The organism is Amycolatopsis stemonae, from assembly GCF_054781455.1.
This window is the reverse complement of record NZ_BAAGUJ010000011.1, coordinates 223464-243228: the sequence shown is the minus strand read 5'-3', so window position 1 is coordinate 243228 and position 19765 is coordinate 223464. Positions and strand designations below refer to the sequence as shown.

General features: G+C 70.8%; 14 protein-coding genes. 8 read left to right on the top strand and 6 right to left on the bottom strand.

Annotated features, from left to right (window positions below; translation table 11 throughout):
• Positions 1–32 precede the first annotated feature (32 nt).
• The 3 genes from ACYVLJ_RS34425 (at position 33) to ACYVLJ_RS34415 (ending at position 3327) form a co-directional block, all read left to right on the top strand.
• On the top strand, positions 33–1175 hold the full coding sequence (locus ACYVLJ_RS34425) for an MFS transporter (RefSeq protein WP_460441804.1): 1143 nt from the start codon (positions 33–35) through the stop codon (positions 1173–1175).
• A 170-nt stretch (positions 1176–1345) separates the two neighbouring features.
• The gene (locus ACYVLJ_RS34420) at positions 1346–1522 is read left to right on the top strand and encodes a hypothetical protein (RefSeq protein WP_451985112.1); all 177 of its coding nucleotides are present in this window, start codon (positions 1346–1348) and stop codon (positions 1520–1522) included.
• Positions 1523–1548: 26 nt separating this feature from the next.
• Positions 1549–3327, top strand: a complete 1779-nt coding sequence (locus tag ACYVLJ_RS34415; RefSeq protein WP_460441803.1) for an HEXXH motif domain-containing protein — start codon at positions 1549–1551, stop codon at positions 3325–3327.
• A 57-nt stretch (positions 3328–3384) separates the two neighbouring features.
• On the opposite strand, the gene fxsT is transcribed toward ACYVLJ_RS34415, so the two are convergent.
• The 5 genes from fxsT to ACYVLJ_RS34390 form a co-directional block, all read right to left on the bottom strand.
• Entirely contained in the window at positions 3385–7578 is a 4194-nt protein-coding gene (fxsT, locus tag ACYVLJ_RS34410; protein WP_460441802.1) for an FxSxx-COOH system tetratricopeptide repeat protein, read from the bottom strand.
• A 3-nt stretch (positions 7579–7581) separates the two neighbouring features.
• Entirely contained in the window at positions 7582–8598 is a 1017-nt protein-coding gene (locus ACYVLJ_RS34405; protein WP_451985118.1) for an AAA family ATPase, read from the bottom strand.
• Complete coding sequence (locus ACYVLJ_RS34400) at positions 8595–10076, bottom strand: VMAP-C domain-containing protein (RefSeq protein WP_460441801.1); 1482 nt, start codon at positions 10074–10076, stop codon at positions 8595–8597. The genes ACYVLJ_RS34405 and ACYVLJ_RS34400 overlap by 4 nt, the downstream gene beginning before the upstream one ends.
• A 291-nt stretch (positions 10077–10367) precedes the next feature.
• Positions 10368–12599, bottom strand: a complete 2232-nt coding sequence (katG, locus tag ACYVLJ_RS34395; RefSeq protein ID WP_460441800.1) for a catalase/peroxidase — start codon at positions 12597–12599, stop codon at positions 10368–10370.
• A 24-nt stretch (positions 12600–12623) separates the two neighbouring features.
• Positions 12624–13049, bottom strand: a complete 426-nt coding sequence (locus ACYVLJ_RS34390; protein WP_451985124.1) for a Fur family transcriptional regulator — start codon at positions 13047–13049, stop codon at positions 12624–12626.
• 276 nt (positions 13050–13325) lie between these two features.
• Here ACYVLJ_RS34390 and ACYVLJ_RS34385 point away from each other — a divergent pair, with 276 nt between their 5' ends.
• The 3 genes from ACYVLJ_RS34385 (at position 13326) to ACYVLJ_RS34375 (ending at position 15546) form a co-directional block, all read left to right on the top strand.
• Positions 13326–13796 carry a hypothetical protein gene (locus tag ACYVLJ_RS34385; protein ID WP_460441799.1) on the top strand — a complete coding sequence of 157 codons (471 nt, stop codon included), beginning with the start codon at positions 13326–13328 and terminating at the stop codon, positions 13794–13796.
• 17 nt (positions 13797–13813) lie between these two features.
• Positions 13814–14431: a hypothetical protein gene (locus ACYVLJ_RS34380; protein ID WP_460441798.1), complete on the top strand. Its 618-nt coding sequence runs from the start codon at positions 13814–13816 to the stop codon at positions 14429–14431.
• Positions 14432–14523: 92 nt separating this feature from the next.
• Positions 14524–15546 (top strand): LLM class flavin-dependent oxidoreductase, encoded by a 1023-nt coding sequence (locus ACYVLJ_RS34375; protein ID WP_460441797.1) that lies wholly within the window; start codon positions 14524–14526, stop codon positions 15544–15546.
• A gap of 4 nt (positions 15547–15550) precedes the next feature.
• Here the strand turns inward: ACYVLJ_RS34375 and ACYVLJ_RS34370 are convergent, their stop codons facing one another.
• Positions 15551–16315 (bottom strand): polysaccharide lyase family 7 protein, encoded by a 765-nt coding sequence (locus ACYVLJ_RS34370; protein WP_460441796.1) that lies wholly within the window; start codon positions 16313–16315, stop codon positions 15551–15553.
• A 246-nt stretch (positions 16316–16561) separates the two neighbouring features.
• On the opposite strand from ACYVLJ_RS34370, the gene ACYVLJ_RS34365 reads away from it, so the two are divergent.
• Positions 16562–17362 (top strand): S1 family peptidase, encoded by an 801-nt coding sequence (locus tag ACYVLJ_RS34365; protein WP_460441795.1) that lies wholly within the window; start codon positions 16562–16564, stop codon positions 17360–17362.
• 143 nt (positions 17363–17505) lie between these two features.
• A complete protein-coding gene (gene bglX, locus ACYVLJ_RS34360) occupies positions 17506–19758 on the top strand; it encodes a glycoside hydrolase family 3 protein (protein ID WP_460441794.1) in 2253 nt (750 codons plus the stop codon).
• Positions 19759–19765 lie beyond the last annotated feature (7 nt).

Genomic DNA, 19765 nt, shown 5'->3' with positions numbered 1-19765 from the left:
ATGCCGGCCGGCCCGGCCACGGCGCCGACGTCGTGAAGGGCCGGTTGCTGCCCGTCTACGCGGCGGGGTTCGTCACGGCGTTCGGTGCGCACAGCATCGCGGCCGGGCTCGGGGGCTACACCCAAGCCGAGCACGCGTCGCTGCTCACGTTGGGGTTGCTGCTGGCGGTCTACGACGGTGCCGAGGTGGTGCTGAAGCCGGTGTTCGGGGCCTTGGCCGACCGGATCGGGCCGCGGCCCGTGCTGCTGGGCGGGTTGCTGGTGTTCGCCGTCGCGTCGGCGGCGTTCGTGCTGGCCGGCAATCCCGCGCTGGTCGGCTTCGCGCGGCTCGGGCAAGGCGCCGGCGCCGCCGCGTTCTCGCCGGCCGCGGGGGCCCTGGTGGCCCGCCTGGCCCCGAAAACCGGCCACGGCCGCGCTTTCGGCGGCTACGGCGCGTGGAAGGGCATCGGCTACACCCTGGGCCCGGTCCTCGGCGGGGTCCTGATCACGCTCGGCGGTTATCCGCTGCTGTTCGGCACCCTCGGCGTGCTCGCGCTGGCGGTCGCCGGCTGGGCCGCGGCCGCCGTCCCGGGCGTGGCGCCACTTCCGCGTGCCCGGCAGACGGTGCTCGACCTCGCCCGCCGGCTCGCCACCCGGGGTTTCCTGCGCCCGACGGCGACTCTCGCGGGCGCGACCGCCGCCGTCGCGGTCGGCGTCGGGTTCCTGCCGGTGGCCGGTGCGGGTGCGGGACTCGGCCCGCTGGCCACCGGGGCCGTGGTGTCGGTGCTCGCGGCCGTGGGCGCGCTGGTCCAGCCGTGGGCCGGCCGAGCGCGCGACGCGGGCCGGATCCGCGACGGCGCCGGCATGGCGGGCGGGCTCGCGATCACCGCGCTGGGACTGGCGTCGGCCGTCGTCCTGCCGGGGATCGCCGGACTGCTCGTGGCCGCGCTCGCCATCGGCGCCGGAACCGGGTTGGCCACGCCGATCGGCTTCGCGCACCTGGCCGCCGCGACCCCGCCCGAACGCCTCGGGCAGACGATGGGCTCGGCCGAAGTCGGCCGCGAACTCGGCGACGCGGGCGGCCCGCTCCTCGTCGGGGCACTGGCCGCCGCCGGCTCGCTTGCCGTCGGTTTGTCCGGCTTGGCGGTGGTATTGGCCTTGTTCGCGGTCGCGGTGGCGAGCACGGCACGCCGCTAGTGCCCGGCGTCCGTCAGTTTCCCTGCGAATGGCGAGCTTCGGCGTTGTGGAAACGCACCGTATTCGGACCGGAGCGATTGATCCGCCATGCGGACGCTCACAAATCCCGTTTCGTGTTGCATGATGATTACTCCCCCGATCGCGGGGCGTGTCGTGAGGGAGGACCTGATATGGGACAGGCGCGAGGCGAAGTCACCACGGGCATGGTCGATCTGAGCGCGTTCCCGCTGGCCGATCTGCGCGACAGTGACGACCCGGCGCTGCTCCACTCGCTCCGGAAGGTCGCCGGGCAGGCCGAGTGCAGCCGGACCGGCGTGCTGCAGAACCAGGCCCCGGACGCTCGTTGAGCGGGGGTTAGGGAACCCGCGACCCGATGCTGGACACCCACCGGGTGTCACTGACGAACCTCGACGCGATGGCCGCGGGGACCAGCGACGCGGCCGTCGTCGGGCAGCTCAGGCAAGCCGACCGCAGCAGGCGGCTGACGCTGCTGCGCGCGGTGCTCGACAGTGCCGCCGAGCTGAAGCCCGCGATGTCCCCGCTGTCGCCGCTCGACCAGGCCTGGACGCTGTTGATCGAGGCCCAGCAGCGTGATCCCGCGGCGGCCGACCGCGTCATCGCGCACCCGCACACGGGCCTGTGGGCGGCGAACGTCCTGCAGCGGCTGAGGAACGGCGGCACGGAACCTTCGCCGCTGTGGGCCGAGCTCGGTGGTCTCCACCGGCTGGCCACCGCCGCGGCGATCCGCGCGGGTCACGACTTCCGGTCCCGGGTGCCGGTCTGGCGCGGCCGGCTCATGCTGCCCACCCTGGGCCTCGCCGACGTCCGGAGCCGCCGGGAATGGGATTTCGCGCAGGTGCACGCGGACCGCGGGCACGTCCTGGTGCGGGGGCCGGCCGGGAGCGTGCAGATACCCGACGACAGCTCGGCCGACGGCCCGGGCTGGCTCCCGCTCCGGACGCTGCGCGCCGGCGACGGCGAGCTCTTCCTCGACGACCTCGATCCGTTCCGCCGCTTCGACGGACCCCAGCCGCCTCAACGGCTCGACGACGGCGAAGTCGCGCGGTGGGCGGAAATCCTGACGGAGACCTGGCAGCTGCTGACCGAGCACCACCCGGCGGTCGCGGCGGAGCTTTCCGCCGGCCTCACCACCCTGGTGCCCGCACCCGCCATCGACCGGTTCACGCCGTACAGCGCGTCCCACAACGACGTCTTCGGGTCCTTGGTCCTGTCCCGGCCGCCGGACGCGACGACGTTCGCGGCGACCTTGGTGCATGAGTTCCAGCACAGCAAGTTCGGGGTCCTCCTGGTGCTGGTCGATCTCCTCGATCCGTTGGCGGACAACGAAACCGCACTTCTCTACGCGCCCTGGCGCGACGACCCGCGGCCGGCCGTCGGCCTCCTCCACGGCGCCTATTCGTTCCTGGGGGTCACGGCTTTCTACCGCGAGCACTACCCGGTGGTGAAGGGACTGGCGGCGCGGGCCGCGCAGTTCGAATTCGCCTACCGGCGCGAACAGACCGCGCACGCCGTCGGCACGTTGCTCACTGACGCGGTCCCCTCGGCGCTGGGCCGCCGGTTCCTCGCGATTTCACGGGATCGGCTCCGCGACTGGGCTACCGAGCCGTTGCCGGACGACATCGGGCACGCGGCCTCGCGCGCGAACCTCGACCACCGGCTGGCGTGGCGGCTGCGGCACCTGCGCGTCGCCGACCGCGTGGCGGCGGAGCTGGCCGAGGCCTGGTTGCGCAACCGGCCGTGCCCGCTCATCCCGGCCGCACCGCCGATCCTCGTGCCGGCACCGGGTTCCGCCGGGTCGGCCCGGCTCACGCTCACCCGGACCTGGGTGACGGACCCGGACCTGTACGACGTCTACCGCGCCGAACCGGAACTCGCGATGGCCGAGATCGCCGGGATGTCGGCGGCGGACCTGGCCCTCGTCGACGGCGACACCGGGAACGCGGCCGAGCTCTACCGGCAGGAGCTCGCGACGGCTCCGGACTCCCCGGCGGCCTGGGCGGGGTTCGCCCTGGCGACGCGGTACCCGGTGCTGCTGAACCGTCCCGAGCTGGTGTACGCGGTGCACCGGCAAGTACGCCGGCAGCACGGGATGGCGCCCAACCCGGACCGGCTGGCGCGCTGGCTCGGCTGAACGACGAAGGCCTCCGGCCGGGGGATCCCGACCGGAGGCCTTCGTGGTTGCCGCGAGCTAGATCTGCATCGGGTCGATGTCGCAGTTGGCGCGGTGGTTGAACTGCGCGTCCGCCGTCGCCGGGTGCTCCGACCCGAGGACCTGACGCAGTCGCTGGACCGCGTTCAGCTGCAGGCTGTCCGCCTCTTCGCCCCGGCCGAGCCCGCGCAGGTCGAGTGCCTGGTTGACCAGCAGGGCCAGCGTCGACGGGTGGTCGGCGCCGAGCACGCGCTCGGAGCGTTCGAGCGTCGCCTGGTCGAGTGCGTAGGCGCGTTCGTAGTCACCCGACTCGGCGAGGTCGCTCGCGTGGTTCGTCGCGCAGACGAGCGTGAACGGGTGGTCCGCGCCGAGCGCCTCGGTCATGTCGGTCAGGGCCCGCTCGCCCAGCGCACGCGCCTGCTCGACCGAACCGAGCAGGCGCAGCGTCACCGCGAGGTTCGTCGCCGCGGCCACGCTGAACGGGTGCTTCTCGCCCCAGCTCGCTTCGTACAGGCCCATGACGTGCTCGCCGAGCCGCCGCGCCTCGGCGAGGTTGCCGTCCTGGCGGTGCTCAATCGACAGGTCCATGGTCGCGGACATCGCGTCGGGGTGGGATTCCCCGTACTTGGTGACCAGCCCGTCGGTGGCCTCCATCGCGAGGGTGAGCGCCTTCTTGTCGCGGTGCAGACCCGCCTTGCGGTAGGCGATCGCGAGGTTCTTGATGGCCGAGAGGGTCATCGGGTGCCGGGCACCCAGCTGGGTCCGCATCCGGCGGACGGTGTCCTCCTGCTCGGTGCGCGCCCGGAGGTAGTCACCCGTCTCGCGCAGGTCCACCGACCAGTTGTCCAGCGTCAGCAGCGTGTGCCGGTGGTCCGGGCCCAGGACGGTCTGCTTGCGCTGCGCCGTCCGCTCGTCCAGGTCGCGCGCCGCGGCGAAGTCGCCGACCAGCCGCAGGCTCAGCGCGTAGTTGTTGGCGGCGGCCAGGGTGTCGGGATCTTCGTCGCCGAACCGGTCCAGTGCGCTCAGGTAGGCGAACTCGTTCATCTGGCGCGCCCGCTCGAAGTCGCCCTTCGCCCGCAGGTCCGAGGCGACGCCGTGCATGGTCAGCAGCGTCTCTTCGTGCGTTTCGCCCAGGGTCTCCTGCATCAGGGCCAAGGTCCGCTCCGCGACGGCGCGGCCTTCTTCGAACCGCCCGAGCGCGCGGAGCATCCGGCCCCACCAGCGCGAAACGACGAGCGTGTCCGCGTGCTTTTCCCCGAGCTTCGCGTTCCAGAACTGCGCGTAGTCCTCCGCCATCCGCAGCGCACCCGCCGGGTCGCCGAAGGCGAAGAGGTAGTTGACCGCGTTGATCGCCATCCGGCGCACCCAGCGGTCGGTGCAGTTGCGGGCGTCGACGGCGCGGATGTGCGGGAGCATTTCCGCGTACCGCGCCCAGTAGTCGACCGAGTCGGGCTGCTTGGGGTCCCGGTTGGCGAGCAGGAGGTGGGCGGTGTGGCGCACCCGTTCCTGGTCGTCCGGCCCGAGTTTGTTGCGCAGCACCAGCTGCACGAGGCGGTGCAGCTGGAGCGTGTCGCTGCGGTGGTCGATCTTGGCGAGGCTGTAGCGGTTGATTTCGCGGATCGCCCGGCTCAGCTGGATGGGGTCGCCCAGGGTCTGCTCGAGCGCCTCGGAGGTCGGGACGTTGCGGACGCCGCTGAACATCGCCCGCGGAATGGGTTCCGGGGAGAAGAACGCGCACACTTCGAGCAGTTCCAGTGCGCCGGGGTTCTCCTCGCGCAACCTGTCCAGCGAAACGTTCCACGCCGCTTCGACCGCGACGTCGTAGTCCGCCGGCGGCCGCGACTGCAGCAGTTCGGTGCGCTTGTTCTCGAACAGTTCCAGGTATTCGTCGGTGGCCATCCCCGTTTCGGCGCGCCAAGCGGCCGCCTGCTCGACCGCCAGCGGCAGGTCGCCCAGGACCGTCGCCAACCGGTCGGCGTCCTCGTCGGCGAGGTCGTGGTTGCGGCGCTGGAGCAGCTCCCGGCTTTCCGACCGCCGGAAGACGTCGACCTCGACCGCTTGGGAAACCTCGGACCACTGCGGGTTCCGGGACGTCACGAGGATGTGGCCCTCACCGCGCCGCGGCCAGAACTTGCGGACGTCTTCGGGCCGGTCCGCGTTGTCGAACACCAGCAGCCAGCGGCGATACGGTTCGCCGCCGCCCAGCGCCTCCAGCACGGCGGGCACCGCGGTGTCCACGGACTGCTCCACCGGAAGATCGAGCCGCTTCGCCAGCTTCACCAGCGACGCCTGGATTTCCGAGGGGTTCTCCGACGGGATCCACCAGATCAGGTCGTATTCTTCGGCATGGCGGTACACGTATTCGACCGCGATCTGGGATTTGCCGATGCCGCCCATCCCGTGCAGCGCACCGGGCAGTACGGCCGTACGGGTTGATTTGGAGAGTTCACCGTGCAACGCGCGCAGGATGTCCCCGCGTCCGATGAAGTTGACGTTGCGCAGGGGGACTCCGCCCCAGACGGCGGGCTGCTGGCCGGAGAGGCGGACCTCAGTGCCCGGCTCCGAACTCGTGGTCGTCACTGAGATCCCTCGAGGGTTGATCGGTTCAGCTTGCGGCTGGGACCCTACCGGATGGTGGCCTGGAGTTACCCCTAGGCCTTCCGTCGTCCTAGTCGCGTGCGCACCGCCATCGTTACGGGACCCCCGAAACCGTTCCAAGGCATCACCCAATCGGTTAGCCCTCCGGGTGTACGGACCCGAGAGTGCTCTTAGAACGTCACGTTGGACAGTCAACAACGGTTCAGAGCGGGATGTAACCACCGGTAGAGTGGCGTCGTCCGGAGCGGCCAGCGCGGTGCGCAGATTCGCGACCGCGGGCTCGTCGGGACCCAGCACGTCCTGGACCACTCGCTGCACGCGCGCGGTGTCGGCCCGCGACACCAGGGCCAGCAACCGGCGGCGCAGCCCGGGCGCGAAATCGTACTCGACTGGGCTTTCGCCGCCCGCCGGGACGCGGTGCAGCAAACGGCCCAGCTGGATTTCCGCCAAGTGCACGGGCCGCGCCTGCGGCATCAAGGTGCCGTGCACCGCTTGCATCACGCGGAGTGTGAGGGGTGCTGCGGCGAGCAATCCGGCCAGCCGGATGGCGGGCGAAGTACCCGTGGCGAGGAACTGGTCGAGCCGTTCCGTCGGCGACGGCGGTTCTTCCGTGCTCTCGGCGCCGGCGGCGAGGTCTTCGTCGGACGGCGGCACCAGCACCGGAAGCCGCACGCCGGGAGTGCCCGACACCAGTTCTGCCCAGCGGTGCACGTGCCGGGGTTCCAGCTCCAGCACGGGAATCGGGTTCGCGGTGCCGGGGCGGACGCCGCGCAACGTCCGTGACACCACGCGAACCCCCGTCCAGCTCCAGCGTTCGGCCGGCAGCAGGTGGAACAGGGTGACCTGGCACGTCTTGGCCCACAGGGACAGGAGCCGGAACATCGACCCGCTGCGCCACGCAGGGCCGACGCCGTCGCTGAGCACGACGATCACGCGCCTCCCGGTGGGGTCGGCCAATTGCGCCGGCTCGCACCCCGTGCCCGGTGCGGTTTCCACGGACCGCACGTCGGAATCGTCGGTGTCCACCGAAACCGTCTTGACGTCGGAAAACGCGCCTTGCCTTTCCAGCAGGGCGCGGAAAGCGCGGGAAGTGCGTTCCCAGAGCACCATGGAAGAACCGCGGTCGACGACCAGCACGACCTCGAACGGATGACCCCGGGCGGGCCGGTGCACCGGCAGCCACACCCGCGTTTCGGCCGCGGCGACCGCGGTTTCTTCTTCGTCCAGTTCGGCGCGGTGTTTCAACCGCACGAGCCGGTTCAGCGGCCGCAGGGCCTTGGCCAGTCCCTTGGGGAGACTCGGCGGCAGTACCCGGACGGGTGGCGCCGCCGGCGGCTTGCGGGCACGCGACCGCACCGGGACCGGCTCGAGGGGGAGCGGGGCGGGTTCCGGGTGGTCGGGCGGCCGGGTGGGTTCCTGACGACCCGGCGGCGGGTGCTCGATCCGGTGGTCCGGCGGCGGTTCCGGCTCGGGTTCGGGTTCCGGCGGGGGCGGTGGTGGTGCGGGCTCGGGCCGCGGCTCGGCTTTCACGCGCGGTGGCTCGCTCGCCGCGATGCGGGCGGCGAGCCAGACCGCGTCCGCGATCTCGTCCGCGTGGAGGGCCTCGGTGGCGAGGCGGTCGACCGGGTCGGCCATCGCTCAGTCCGTTCCCCGGACGTTGAGCCGCCGCCACAGGGTGTCGCGCAGCACCTCCCAGTTCGAGTCGTGCTGGTGCGCGCCCGACGTCGTCAGGTGCAGCGCGTTCAGCAGCTGGTCGTTGGCGAGCCCGCCTTCCTGCCCGCTGCTGGCGAGGAACTCGTGGATCAGGTCGTCACTGCGCGAAGGCACGTCGCGGAAGTGGGCCGCGACCATGCTCACGAGCTGTTCGAAACCGGGCTGCGGCATGTCGAGCCGGAGGCAGCGGCGCAGGAACGCCGGCGGGAAGTCCCGTTCGCCGTTGCTCGTCACGACGACGACCGGGAAGGCCCGGCACCGCACGTGCCCGTCCTGCACCTTCGCCCGCCCGCCGCGGTCGTGCGTGAAGACGCTGACTTCCGGCTGGGTGGCGGCGATCCGGGCCAGCGGCTGGATTTCGTAGTCGCCGTCTTCGAACACGGCCAGCAGGTCGTTGGGCAGGTCGATGTCGGACTTGTCGAGCTCGTCGATCAGGAGCACGCGCGGCCGGTCGTGGGGGAGCAGCGCCGTGCCGAGCGGACCGAGGCGGACGAACCCGCCGATGTCCGCGCCTTCCTCGGTCGCCGCGGCCTGGACGCGGCCGATGGCGTCGTAGGTCCACAGCCCGTCGCGGGAGATCGTGCGGCTGCTGATCGGCCAGCGCAGCACCGGGCCGAGCCGCAGCTCCCGCGCGATCTTGTAGGCCAGGCTGGACTTCCCGGTGCCGGGGTTGCCGGTGATCAGCAGCGGGCGCCGCAGGTACAACGCGGCGTTCACGGTCAGGACCTCTTCGAGCGTCGCGTCCCGCGCCGACGCCAGGGCCGGTACGCCGAGCCGCCGGACGAACTCGGCGTCGGACGCCGAAGGGACCGGCAGCGCCGGCCCGCCGTCGAACGTGCGCCAGCTGGGCGGCGCGGGCAGCTCCGGCGCGTCGTCACCGGCCGGCGGCGGCAACCCGTGACCGCGGTAGACGCACCATGGCGGGATCTCGGCACCGCTCATCGGGCGGGCACCTCCTCGATCGGGGCCGCGGGGGGATCCTGCGGCTCGACGGGCCGGTCCGGGTCGTCCCAGAGGAGCGAAACCCGGCTGCCCACGTGGGAATCGGGCCGGGCCGCCTGCCGGGCCCGGCTGCGCAGCAGGCGCAGGTGTTCGACGAGCTCGGGCAGGAAGTCGCGCAGGGACTTGATCTCCGCTTCGAACGCGGAGCGGGCTGACTCGGTGCGGTGCCAGATCATCACCGGGATCCCGGTCCGGACGCCGACGAGCACCTCGCCGGGGTCCGCGCTGTCGGGCACCGACCGGAGCACGAGGGAGACGACCTTCTTCTGCTCGGCGAGCTTGGCGTCGAGCGCGGTCAGGTGCCGCCGCTTCGCGCCGTCGCTCCACAGCCAGTGCTCTTCCGGCGTGGTGAGCCCGGCGGGGACCTTCTTGAGCAGGTCCCACCGCCGCCGCCATTCCCGGTGCCAGCGCGGCGAGCGCGCGCGGTCGAGACTGCGGACGACGACCTGGTAGTGCAGGCCGAGCGGGCGGGGGAGCGAACTGCCCGCCTCGAGGTCCCATTGGTCCACGGGCAGGTTCAGCAGCGAGAACGGGAGCAGGAACTCGATCCGGATGGCGGCGGCGTCCTTGGCCCAGCCGGTTTCGGCTTCGGCGACGAGGTCGGCCACGTGCGCGCGAACGGCGTCGAGGTCACCGGCGAACGGCTCGCTCCGCCGCGGCCGCCAGCCCGTGGGATCGTTGTGCCGCCAGTGCACGGCGACGAGCAGGCCGGTGTCGAGCAGGTCCGGTTCGATGCGGACGACGAGATAGGCGACGACCTCCTCCGGCGTGGCGGGTTCGGCGGCCTGCGCCAGCCGGACGGCTTTGATCTGCTCGGTCACGCCCAGGCGCGCGGCCTGCCGGTCGTTCCAGTCGCGCAGGCCTTCCGCGCGCTGGCCGTCGGCGGCGGCCGCGAGGTATTCGACGAACAGCAGCAGCGGCGGGATCCCGTCGGGCTGCGCGTTCATCCGCTCCAGCGTCGCCAGCGCGTCGGCCGGCCGGTGGTCGGCCGAGGTCAGCTCGGCGGCGGGCCCGGCGGCCGCCCGGACGAGCTCGGCGAGCCGGCTGCTGGGGTTCTCGCCGAGCAGGTTCAGCAGTTCCCGGCGGTCGAACTCGGTGACGAGGTCGAGCGTGGCCATGTCCTCGACGGCCGACCGCGCCCGCTGCACGGGAATCGACCCGGGCTCCATCTGCTCGACGGCGTCGACGAACGCGGCGAGCGCCTGCGGGTGCTGCCGCCGGCAGGCCTGCACGATGCCGATCAGGCTGGCCCGCGTGGTGGGCAGCTCCTCGACGACCAGGGGCACGCCGAGGTGATCGGCGAGCAGCTCCAGGCACAGCCGGCGGCTGCCCGGGTCGCGCAGGGACGGGATCTGCTCCAGGCAGTCGATGAGGAAGCCCAGGGAGCTCGGGTAGTCAGCCCCGTTCCACGACGTCACCCCACCCCTCCCTCGCCCTCCGGAAGTAACGGGATATCCCAGCATCGCCCACCGGGACAACCGCTGGGGTGCGATCTCAACCGGACGGCCTATCGCGCGCGCCCGGACGGGCCCGGGCTCGCCCAGTACGTGACGGACGGCGCGTGACTTCGGTCAGCCGGGGAGGGTGCCGATGGGGTGCTCGGGTGTCCGCCGTTCAGCGCAGCACTTCCGGCCAGTGGTCCAACACCCGCAAAAGAACGGGCCCGGCCGATCGAAAAGATCGGCCGGGCCCGCTCGGCGAACCAGGGATCAGTCCAGGTCGAACCGGTCCAGTTCCATGACCTTCGTCCACGCCTTCACGAAGTCCTCGACGAACTTCTCGCGGGCGTCGTCGCTCGCGTACACCTCGGACAGTGCCCGCAGCTGGGAGTTGGAGCCGAAGACGAGGTCGACCGCGGTGGCGGTCCACTTCACCTTCTCCGTGCTCACGTCCAGGATCTCGTACACGTTCTCCTCGGACTCCGATGCCTTCCACTTGGTGCCCGGGGCGAGCAGGTTGGCGAAGAAGTCGTTGGTGAGCACGCCCGGCTGGTCGGTGAGGACGCCGTGCGAAGAGCCGCCGTGGTTGGTGCCCAGTGCGCGCAGGCCGCCGACCAGGACCGTCATCTCCGGGGCCGTCAGGTTCAGCATGTACGCGCGGTCGACCAGCAGGACCTCCGGCTGGAGCTTCTCGCCGGCCCGCAGGTAGTTGCGGAACCCGTCGGCGCGCGGCTCGAGCACCTTGAAGGAGTCGACGTCCGTCTGCTCCTGCGTGGCGTCCGTGCGGCCCGGGTGGAACGGCACGGTCGTCTCGACGCCGGCGTCGCGCGCCGCGCGCTCGACCGCCGCCGAACCGGCCAGCACGATCAGGTCGGCCAGCGAGATCTGCGCGCCGCCGGCCTCGTTGAACTCGCGCTGGATGGCCTCGAGCTTGTCGAGGACCGGCCCGACCTGGCCGTTGACCTCCCAGTTGCGCTGCGGCTCCAGGCGGATCCGGGCGCCGTTCGCGCCACCGCGCTTGTCGGTGGAGCGGAAGCTCGCCGCGGACGCCCAGGCCGTGCCGACCAGCTGGGCCGTCGTCAGACCGGACTCGAGCACCTTCGCCTTGAGGGCGGCGATGTCGGCCTCGCCCACGAGGTCGCCCTCGACGGCCGGGACCGGGTCCTGCCACAGCTGCGGCTCGGCGACCCACGGGCCGAGGAAGCGGCTGACCGGGCCCATGTCACGGTGCAGCAGCTTGTACCACGCCTTGGCGAACGCCAGCGCGAACTCGTCCGGGTTCTCCAGGAACCGGCGCGAGATCGGGCCGTACACCGGGTCGAAGCGCAGCGACAGGTCCGTCGTGAGCATCGTCGGCTTGTGCTTCTTGTCCGGGTCGAACGGGTCCGGGATGATCTCCGGCGCGTCCTTGGCGACGTACTGCTTGCCACCGCCCGGGCTGGTGGTGAGCTCCCACTCGTAGCCGAAGAGGATCTCGAAGAAGCGGTTGCTCCACTGGGTCGGCTTGTCGGTCCAGGTGACCTCGAGACCACTGGTGATGGCGTCGGGGCCCTTGCCGGAGCCGTACGTGCTCAGCCAGCCGAGGCCCTGGGCCTCCAGCTGCGCGCCCTCGGGCTCCGGGCCGACGTGGTCGTCGGCGTTGCCGGCACCGTGCGTCTTGCCGAAGGTGTGGCCGCCGGCGATGAGGGCGACGGTCTCCTCGTCGTTCATCGCCATCCGGGCGAAGGTCTCGCGGATGAAGTGCGCCGCGGCCTCGAAGTCGGCGCTGCCGCGCGGACCCTCCGGGTTGACGTAGATGAGGCCCATCTCGGTCGCGCCGAGCTCCGGCACCATCTCGGTGTTGGTGGCGTAGCGCTCGTCGCCCAGCCAGTCGTCCTCGGGACCCCAGAAGATCTCCTCGGGCTCCCAGGTGTCGACGCGGCCGAAACCGAAGCCGAAGGTCTTGAAGCCCATCGACTCCAGGGCGACGTTGCCGGCGAGGACCAGCAGGTCGGCCCACGAGATCTTCTGGCCGTACTTCTGCTTGACCGGCCAGAGCAGGCGGCGCGCCTTGTCGAGGTTGGCGTTGTCGGGCCAGCTGTTCAGCGGCGCGAAGCGCTGACCGCCGTCGCCGGCACCGCCGCGGCCGTCGTGGATCCGGTAGGTGCCGGCGGCGTGCCAGCTCAGGCGGATCATCAGGCCGCCGTAGTGCCCGAAGTCGGCAGGCCACCAGTCCTGCGACGTCGTGAGCACCTCGGTGATGTCGCGCTTCAGGGCGTCGACGTCGAGCTTCGCGAACTCCTTGGCGTAGGCGAACTTCTCGCCCAGCGGGTTGCCCTTGGCCGAGTGCGCGTGCAGCACCGAAAGGTCCAGCTGGTTGGGCCACCAGTCCTTGTTGGTGCGCGGACGGCCGCCCGTCTTCGCGGACGGCGAACCGATCGCCGGGTTCTCGCTCTCACTGCCGTGCGCGGTCACGGAGTCGTGCGCGACCGGGCAGCCGGCGTTGTCCTGGGTGTTGCTCATCTACTTCCTTCCGGGCGGGGCGGATCATTTCGGGGTGCGGGTGGTCGCGCACTCGGGGCAGGTGCCCCAGTAGACGACCTCCGCCTGGTCGATCACGAAACCGTGGTCGTCCGAGGCGGTCAGGCACGGGGTGTGGCCGACGGCGCAGTCGACGTCTTCGATCGCACCGCAGGTACGGCACACGACGTGGTGGTGGTTGTCGCCGGTCCGGGACTCGTACCGGGCGGTCGCGCCGGCGGGCTGGATGCGCCGCACCAGGCCGGTGTCGGTCAGCGCCCGCAGGACGTCGTAGATCGTCTGGTGCGAAACCGTCGGGTGTTCGGCCCGGACCAGCGCGATCACCGTCTCGGTGTCGACGTGCGGGTGGTCGCGCAGCGCGGTGAGCACGGCCAGCCTGGGCCGCGTCACCCGCAACGAGACCGCCCGCAGCTGCGCCTCGAAGTCGGTCATCACGAGGAGAACCCTAGAGCGCTTCTCTGGAATGAGTCAAGTTACGACACGCGGAATTTTCATGATCATGTCACCGAGGGTGACGAGATCGACGGCGTGCGTCACCGGGTCGGCGTACTGTACCGCCGGTCCGTCCGGCTCGCACACCGGCGCCGGGGCGCCCAGGGGAATGGGGCAGACCCCGCGGGCCCGACGGGCAACGCGCGCGCATTAACCGTCGGGCCCGACGTATTTTCGAATCATAAGATCGATTCGCAGTCGATGAAAGGTTTTCACATGTCGGGGAAATGGACCAGAAGTGCACTGACGACCATGGCCGTGGCGGCGAGCGCGTCCCTGATCGGCGCCGTTCCGGCGGCGGCCACGCCGGCGACCCGGCACTGCGTGCTGAATATCGGAACCGGGGTGCAGAAATGCACCACGGGCGCGCAGCGTTCCGCGCTCGTCGACGAGAAGGCCGACGGTGTCACACAGGGCACCTTCTTCGACGGGCCCGACTACACCGGGGACTCGCTGACGATCACCGGACCGGAGCTGTGCAAAAAGGACGGTTGGGTGAACTGGCAGTTCGACCTCGGCGACGACTGGAAGAACAAGATCTCGTCCGTGCAGCCGTGGGGGGACTGCTGGATCTGGCTCTACCCGGAGCCGAACCTCGGCGGCGACCGGGACGGCCCGTTCAAGGAGAACACCGGCAACATCGGGTCCTTCATGGACAACCGCACCCAGTCCATCGGGTTCAGCTGAGCAGAGGAGTGACCACTATGACCAGCAAGCGCACCGCGTGGACGGCGGCGGGCCTCGGCCTGCTGACCGCCGCCGGAATCGTGTTGACCGCCCCGGTCGCGTCGGCCGACGGCCAGCCCACCGCCCGGGAACTGCTCGACAAGTGCAACAACGGCACGGACTCCTGCGTGTTCCACCCGGCGGGCCCGCCGGAGGAGCACACCGGGGCCGGGCACCAGGTCGGCGAAGCGGCCTACAACTGCACCGGCGACCTGCAGCGCAGCACGGTGAACTGGTCCGACACGACCGGCGAGTCGAACAGCTTCGGCGTTTCCCTTTCGGCCGAATACGGATTCTCGGAAGTGTTCAAGGTTTCGATCGAGACGTCGTACCAGCACACCTGGGAGTCTTCGCACACCGAAGGGCAGGCGACGAACGTCGACGTGCGGCCCGGGGAAAAGGGCTGGGTGGAACGCGCGCCGAAGATGCAGAAGGTGCACGGCACCTACGAAATGCATTTCCCGGACAAGTTCTACGACCACTACATCTGGTACCAGGACTTCGACGCGGACGGCCCGGTGCCCGGCTCGACCGGGGACATCACGCAGCACACCGCGCCGATGACCGACCAGGAGCGCGCAGAACACTGTGGGTGAGATCCTCCGGCCGCCGCCGCGCTAGGGGTGCGGCGGCGGTCGGGCCGCTCACAACCGGGAATCATTCCCGGCTCCCGGACGCTGAACCGGGTGTGAAAAAGATCGGCTTCCTCTCGTTCGGCCACTGGTCGCCGGGCCCGCACTCCGAGACGCGCTCCGCCGCCGACTTCCTGCACCAGTCGATCGACCTGGCGGCCGCGGCGGAGGAGCTGGGCGTCGACGGCGCGTACTTCCGCGTGCACCACTTCGCGCGGCAGGCGGCGAGCCCGTTCCCGCTGCTCTCGGCGATCGGCGCGCGCACGTCGAAGATCGAGATCGGCACCGGCGTGATCGACATGCGGTACGAGAACCCGCTGTACATGGTCGAGGACGCGGGTGCGGCCGACCTCATCTCGGGCGGCAGGCTCCAGCTGGGCATCAGCCGGGGATCCCCCGAGCAGGTGATCGACGGCTGGCGCTACTTCGGGTACGCGCCGGCCGAGGGCGAGACCGACGCCGACATGGCGCGTCAGCACACCGAAGTCTTCCTCAAGCTGCTCGAAGGCGAAGGCTTCGCGCAGCCGAACCCGCGGCCGATGTTCGCCAACCCGCCGGGCCTGCTGCGGCTCGAGCCGCACTCCGCGGGGCTGCGGGACCGCATCTGGTGGGGGTCGGGCTCCAACGCGACGAGCGTCTGGGCCGCGAAGCTGGGCATGAACCTGCAGAGCTCGACGCTGAAGGACGACGAGACGGGCGAGCCGCTGCACGTCCAGCAGCGCAAGCAGATCGAGGCCTACCGCGAAGCGTGGAAGGAAGCCGGCCACGAGCGGGAGCCGCGCGTCTCGGTCAGCCGGAGCATCTTCGCGTTGACGAACGACGTCGACCGGGCCTACTTCGGCCGCGACCGCCACTCGCGCGACCAGGTCGGGATGATCGACGAGAACACCCGGGCGATCTTCGGCCGGTCGTACGCTGCCGAGCCGGACGAGCTGGTCCGGGAGTTGAAGGAGGACGAGGCGATCCAGGCCGCGGACACCCTCCTGCTCACCGTCCCGAACCAGCTCGGCGTCGACTACAACGCCCACGTGCTGGAGAGCATCCTCACGCACGTGGCCCCGGAGCTCGGCTGGCGCTGACCGGTCAGCCGTGCGAGACGGTCAGGCCGTAGAACGCCACCCGCGCGCCGTTGGTCGTGCTGCTCGACGAGGACTGGTTGTACGAGCCCGCCTTGAAGTACTGCTTGTACGCCTGGAAGGACGACGGGATCGAGTAGTGGGTGGTGCTGCCGTTGACCGTCAGGTCGATGGTGGTGCCGCCCGAGATGCCGATCGTGTACGTCCAGGTCTTGCCGATCGACACGTGGCCGACGGTGTGCGGGGTCTGGCCGCCGTCGGGGGAGTTCTCGGTGCCCAGCACGATGTCGCCGTTGGAGTGGTAGTACAGCTCCAGCAACGGTTTCGTCGAGGAGCCGCCGGTGCCGAGGTGCACCTGGCCGACGCACACGTTCTTCGTCACCGACACCACGCGCAGGGTCGCGTTGAGCTTGTGCGAGCCGCTCAGCGACCAGTTCGCGGCCGAGCCGTCGGGGTTCATCTCGCGCAGCTCGGACCGCGCGTAGTTCGAATTCGGGGTCGTAACGCCCTTTTCCGGCGCCCAGAACGTCATCGCGCCGTCTCGGGTGTCGGTGTAGAAGTAGCTGTCCTGGAAGCCGTTCGGGCCCTTCAGCCGGGACGAAGAGATGGTGGTCGGCGACCCGGGGGAGCCGACCGGCTCCTGCAGCTGCCAGATCGACAGGTCGAAGTTGCCGCCGGGGGCCACGGTCGGGTCGGCCGCGGCCGCGGGCAACGCGACGGCGGTGGCCAGGGCCGGGACCGCCAGCAGGACGAGCAGGGCTCGTGCGCGCATCGAGGTGTCCTTTCACGATGGAACGCTGGACCATTCGTTCACGGCGGTGAGTAAATGGTCTGGACAACCCGGCGGCGTGAGGGAACGGTAAGACGGCGTTGGCGAGTTGTCAAGGATGCCTTCGTCGGACAAAAACCAACTATCGGCCACAAGTGGTCAATAAGCGACTTTCGTAGGTGACCGGCACCCGAGCCGGTCTGGTCTGCTCGTGAACACCACCTTCCAGGTCCCTGAAGGGAGATGTTCATGCAGGTAGACGGACGTTCCGTGGTCCGGCGGGCCGCGACGGTCCTCGCCGCGGCCGCCACCGCCGGAGCCCTCGCGGTCGTCGTCGCACCCGGTGCGTCGGCCGGTGACCCGCGGATCGTGGGCGGTTCGCCGACCACGATCGACGAGTTCCCGGCCACCGTGATCTTCAACGTCAACGGCGCCCAGCACTGCGCGGGCACGCTGGTCGCGAAGAACAAGGTGCTCACCGCCGCCCACTGCACCGACGGCGTCGAGGCGTCGCAGATGCAGATCATCGGCGGCCAGACGAAGTTCAGCGACACCTCGGGTGAGAAGGCCGGCGTCAAGGACGTCTGGCAGAACCCGGACTTCACCATGGAGGGCATGCAGCACGACAACTCCGTGCTGACGCTCGACAAGGACCTGTCGTACCAGCCGGCGACACTGGTGCAGTCGGCGGACGACCCGTCCTACCGGACCGGCGCCGACGTCACCGTGGTCGGCTGGGGCGCGACGTCCGAGGGCGGCGACGTCTCGGACACCCTGCTCAAGGTCTCGGTGCCGGTGGTCGACAACGCCTCCTGCGCGGAGAAGTACACCGCGGCCGGCTCGAAGTACGACAAGGCCTCGATGTTCTGCGCGGGCGTGCCCGAGGGCGGCAAGGACTCCTGCCAGGGTGACTCGGGCGGTCCGGCCTACGTCGACGGCAAGCTCGCCGGCATCGTCTCCTGGGGTCAGGGCTGCGCCCGCAAGGACTTCCCGGGTGTCTACACCAACGTCGGCAACGACTACACGGTGATCAGCTCGCACATCGGCTGACCCCGCCGGACCCCGGACGGCGGTGCGCCGCCGCCGTCCGGGTGCGCGGGGTGCGGAAGGGACGAGCACGGCGTTCAGGCGGAAAAGAACCGGCTTCCGTGCTTATGCTGTCGCCCTCGTTCTCTCGCGAAAGGGTCCCCGCCATGGAACAGCCCGAGAGTCAACCCGCCGACGGTGTCAACCGGCGAAGCCTGCTCACCGGCGTCGGCGGCCTGCTCGCCGCCGGAGGAGTCGCGACGCTGCTCGCGCCGCCCGCCGAGGCGGATCCCGCCGGCTCGCCCGAACGGAACCCGCGGGTCGAGGACCTGCTCCGGAAGATGACGCTCGCCGAGAAGCTCGGCCAGCTCCAGCTGGTCGGCACCGAGGACCTGGCGCGGACTTCCCTCGCCGGCGGCCGGCTCGGCGGGGTGTTCTCCGTGGTCGGTGCCGCGAAGCTCAACGCGCTCCAGAAGATCGCCGTAGAGCGGACGCGGCTGCGCATCCCGCTGATCTTCGGCCTCGACGTGATCCACGGCTACACCACGAACTTCCCGATCCCGCTGGGCCAGGGCGCGAGCTTCGACCCCGGCGTGACGGGCGCCGACGCCACGGTCGCGGCGAAGGAAGCCCGGCGAAGCGGGATCCACTGGACGTACGCGCCGATGATGGACGTGACCCACGAGCCGCGCTGGGGGCGCATCGCCGAGGGGTACGGCGAAGATCCTTATCTCGCTTCGCAGCTCGCCGTGGCGAAGGTCCGTGGCTTCCAGGGCGACGACATCGCGTCGCCGGACCGCCTCGCCGCCTGTGCCAAGCACTTCGTCGCCTACGGCGGGGCCGAAGGCGGCCGCGACTACAACACCGTCGACGTCTCCCTGCAGCGGCTGCACAACTTCTACCTGCCGCCGTTCAAGGCCAGCGTCGAGGCGGGTGTGGCGACCGTGATGGCCAGCTTCAACACCATCAGCGGCGTGCCCGCGCACGGCAACGGCTACGTCCTGCACGACGTCCTCAAGGGCACCTACGGCTTCCGCGGGTTCGTCGTCAGCGACTACACCGGCGTCGAAGAGCTGATCCTGCACGGGCTCGCCGGCGACGGCGCGGACGCCGCGGCCGCGGCACTGCCGGCCGGCGTCGACATGGAGATGGTCAGCACCAACTACGTCAAGTACGGCGAGCAACTGCTGAACCAGCGCCGGATCACCCGCGACCAGATCGACGACGCCGTCCGCCGGATCCTGCTGGTCAAGGTCAAGCTGGGGCTCTTCGAACGCCCGTACGTCGACGAAGCGGGCGAGGTGAAGGCGCCGTCGCCGGCGGCGCTCGCCGCGTCGCGCCAGGCCGCCGCGCGGTGCATGGTGCTGCTCAAGAACGACGGGCCGGTGCTGCCGCTGGCGAAGTCGGTCGTCTCGGTGGCCGTGGTCGGGCCGCTCGGCCAGGCGACCTACGACCTCAACGGCACCTGGGCGGGCCTCGGCACCGGCGCGGGCACGACGCCGCCGGTGACGGTGGTCGACGGCATCAAGGCCGCCGCGCCCGGCGCCCGGGTGAGCTACACCGCCGGCTGCACGGTCGACGGCACCGACACCAGCGGGTTCGCCGCGGCCCAGCAGGCGGCGCGGGCGGCCGACGTGACCGTCGTGGTGGTCGGCGAGACCGCCGCGATGAGCGGCGAAGCGGCCGCGCGCAGCGACATCGACCTCCCGGGCGTGCAGCAGCACCTGGTCGCCGCGATCAAGGAGACCGGGAAGCCGTTCGTCGTGGTCCTGGTCAACGGCCGCCCGCTGACCATCCCGTACCTGCACGACAACGCCCCCGCGATCCTCGAAGCCTGGGCGCCGGGCGTGCAGGGCGGGAACGCCGTCGCCGACGTCCTGTTCGGCACGGTCAACCCGGGCGGCAAGCTGCCGGTGAGCTTCCCGCGCGCGGTCGGCCAGATCCCGGTCTACTACAACCACGAGAACACCGGGCGCCCGGCCGATCCGAACAACAAGTACACGTCGAAGTACCTCGACCTCGAGTCCGGCCCGCTCTACGAGTTCGGCCACGGCCTGTCGTACACGACGTTCCGCATCGACGGCCTGCGGCTGTCCGACACCCGGATGCCGGCCCGCGGCGGCAAGATCCAGGTCACCGCCACGGTGACCAACACCGGGAGCCGGGCGGGCGACGAGGTCGTCCAGCTCTACCTGCGCGACCCGGTCGCGAGCATCGTGCAGCCGGTCCGGCGGCTGCGCGGCTTCCGGCGCGTGACGCTGAACGCGGGCGCCTCGCAGCCGGTCTCGTTCACGCTCACCCCGGACGACGTCGGCTTCTACGACAACGCCGCCCAGTTCCGCGTCGAGCCGGGCAAGATCGAGGTCTACGTGGGCAACAGCTCCGCGGCCACGCTGACCGCGAGCTTCACGGTCACCTGACGCACAC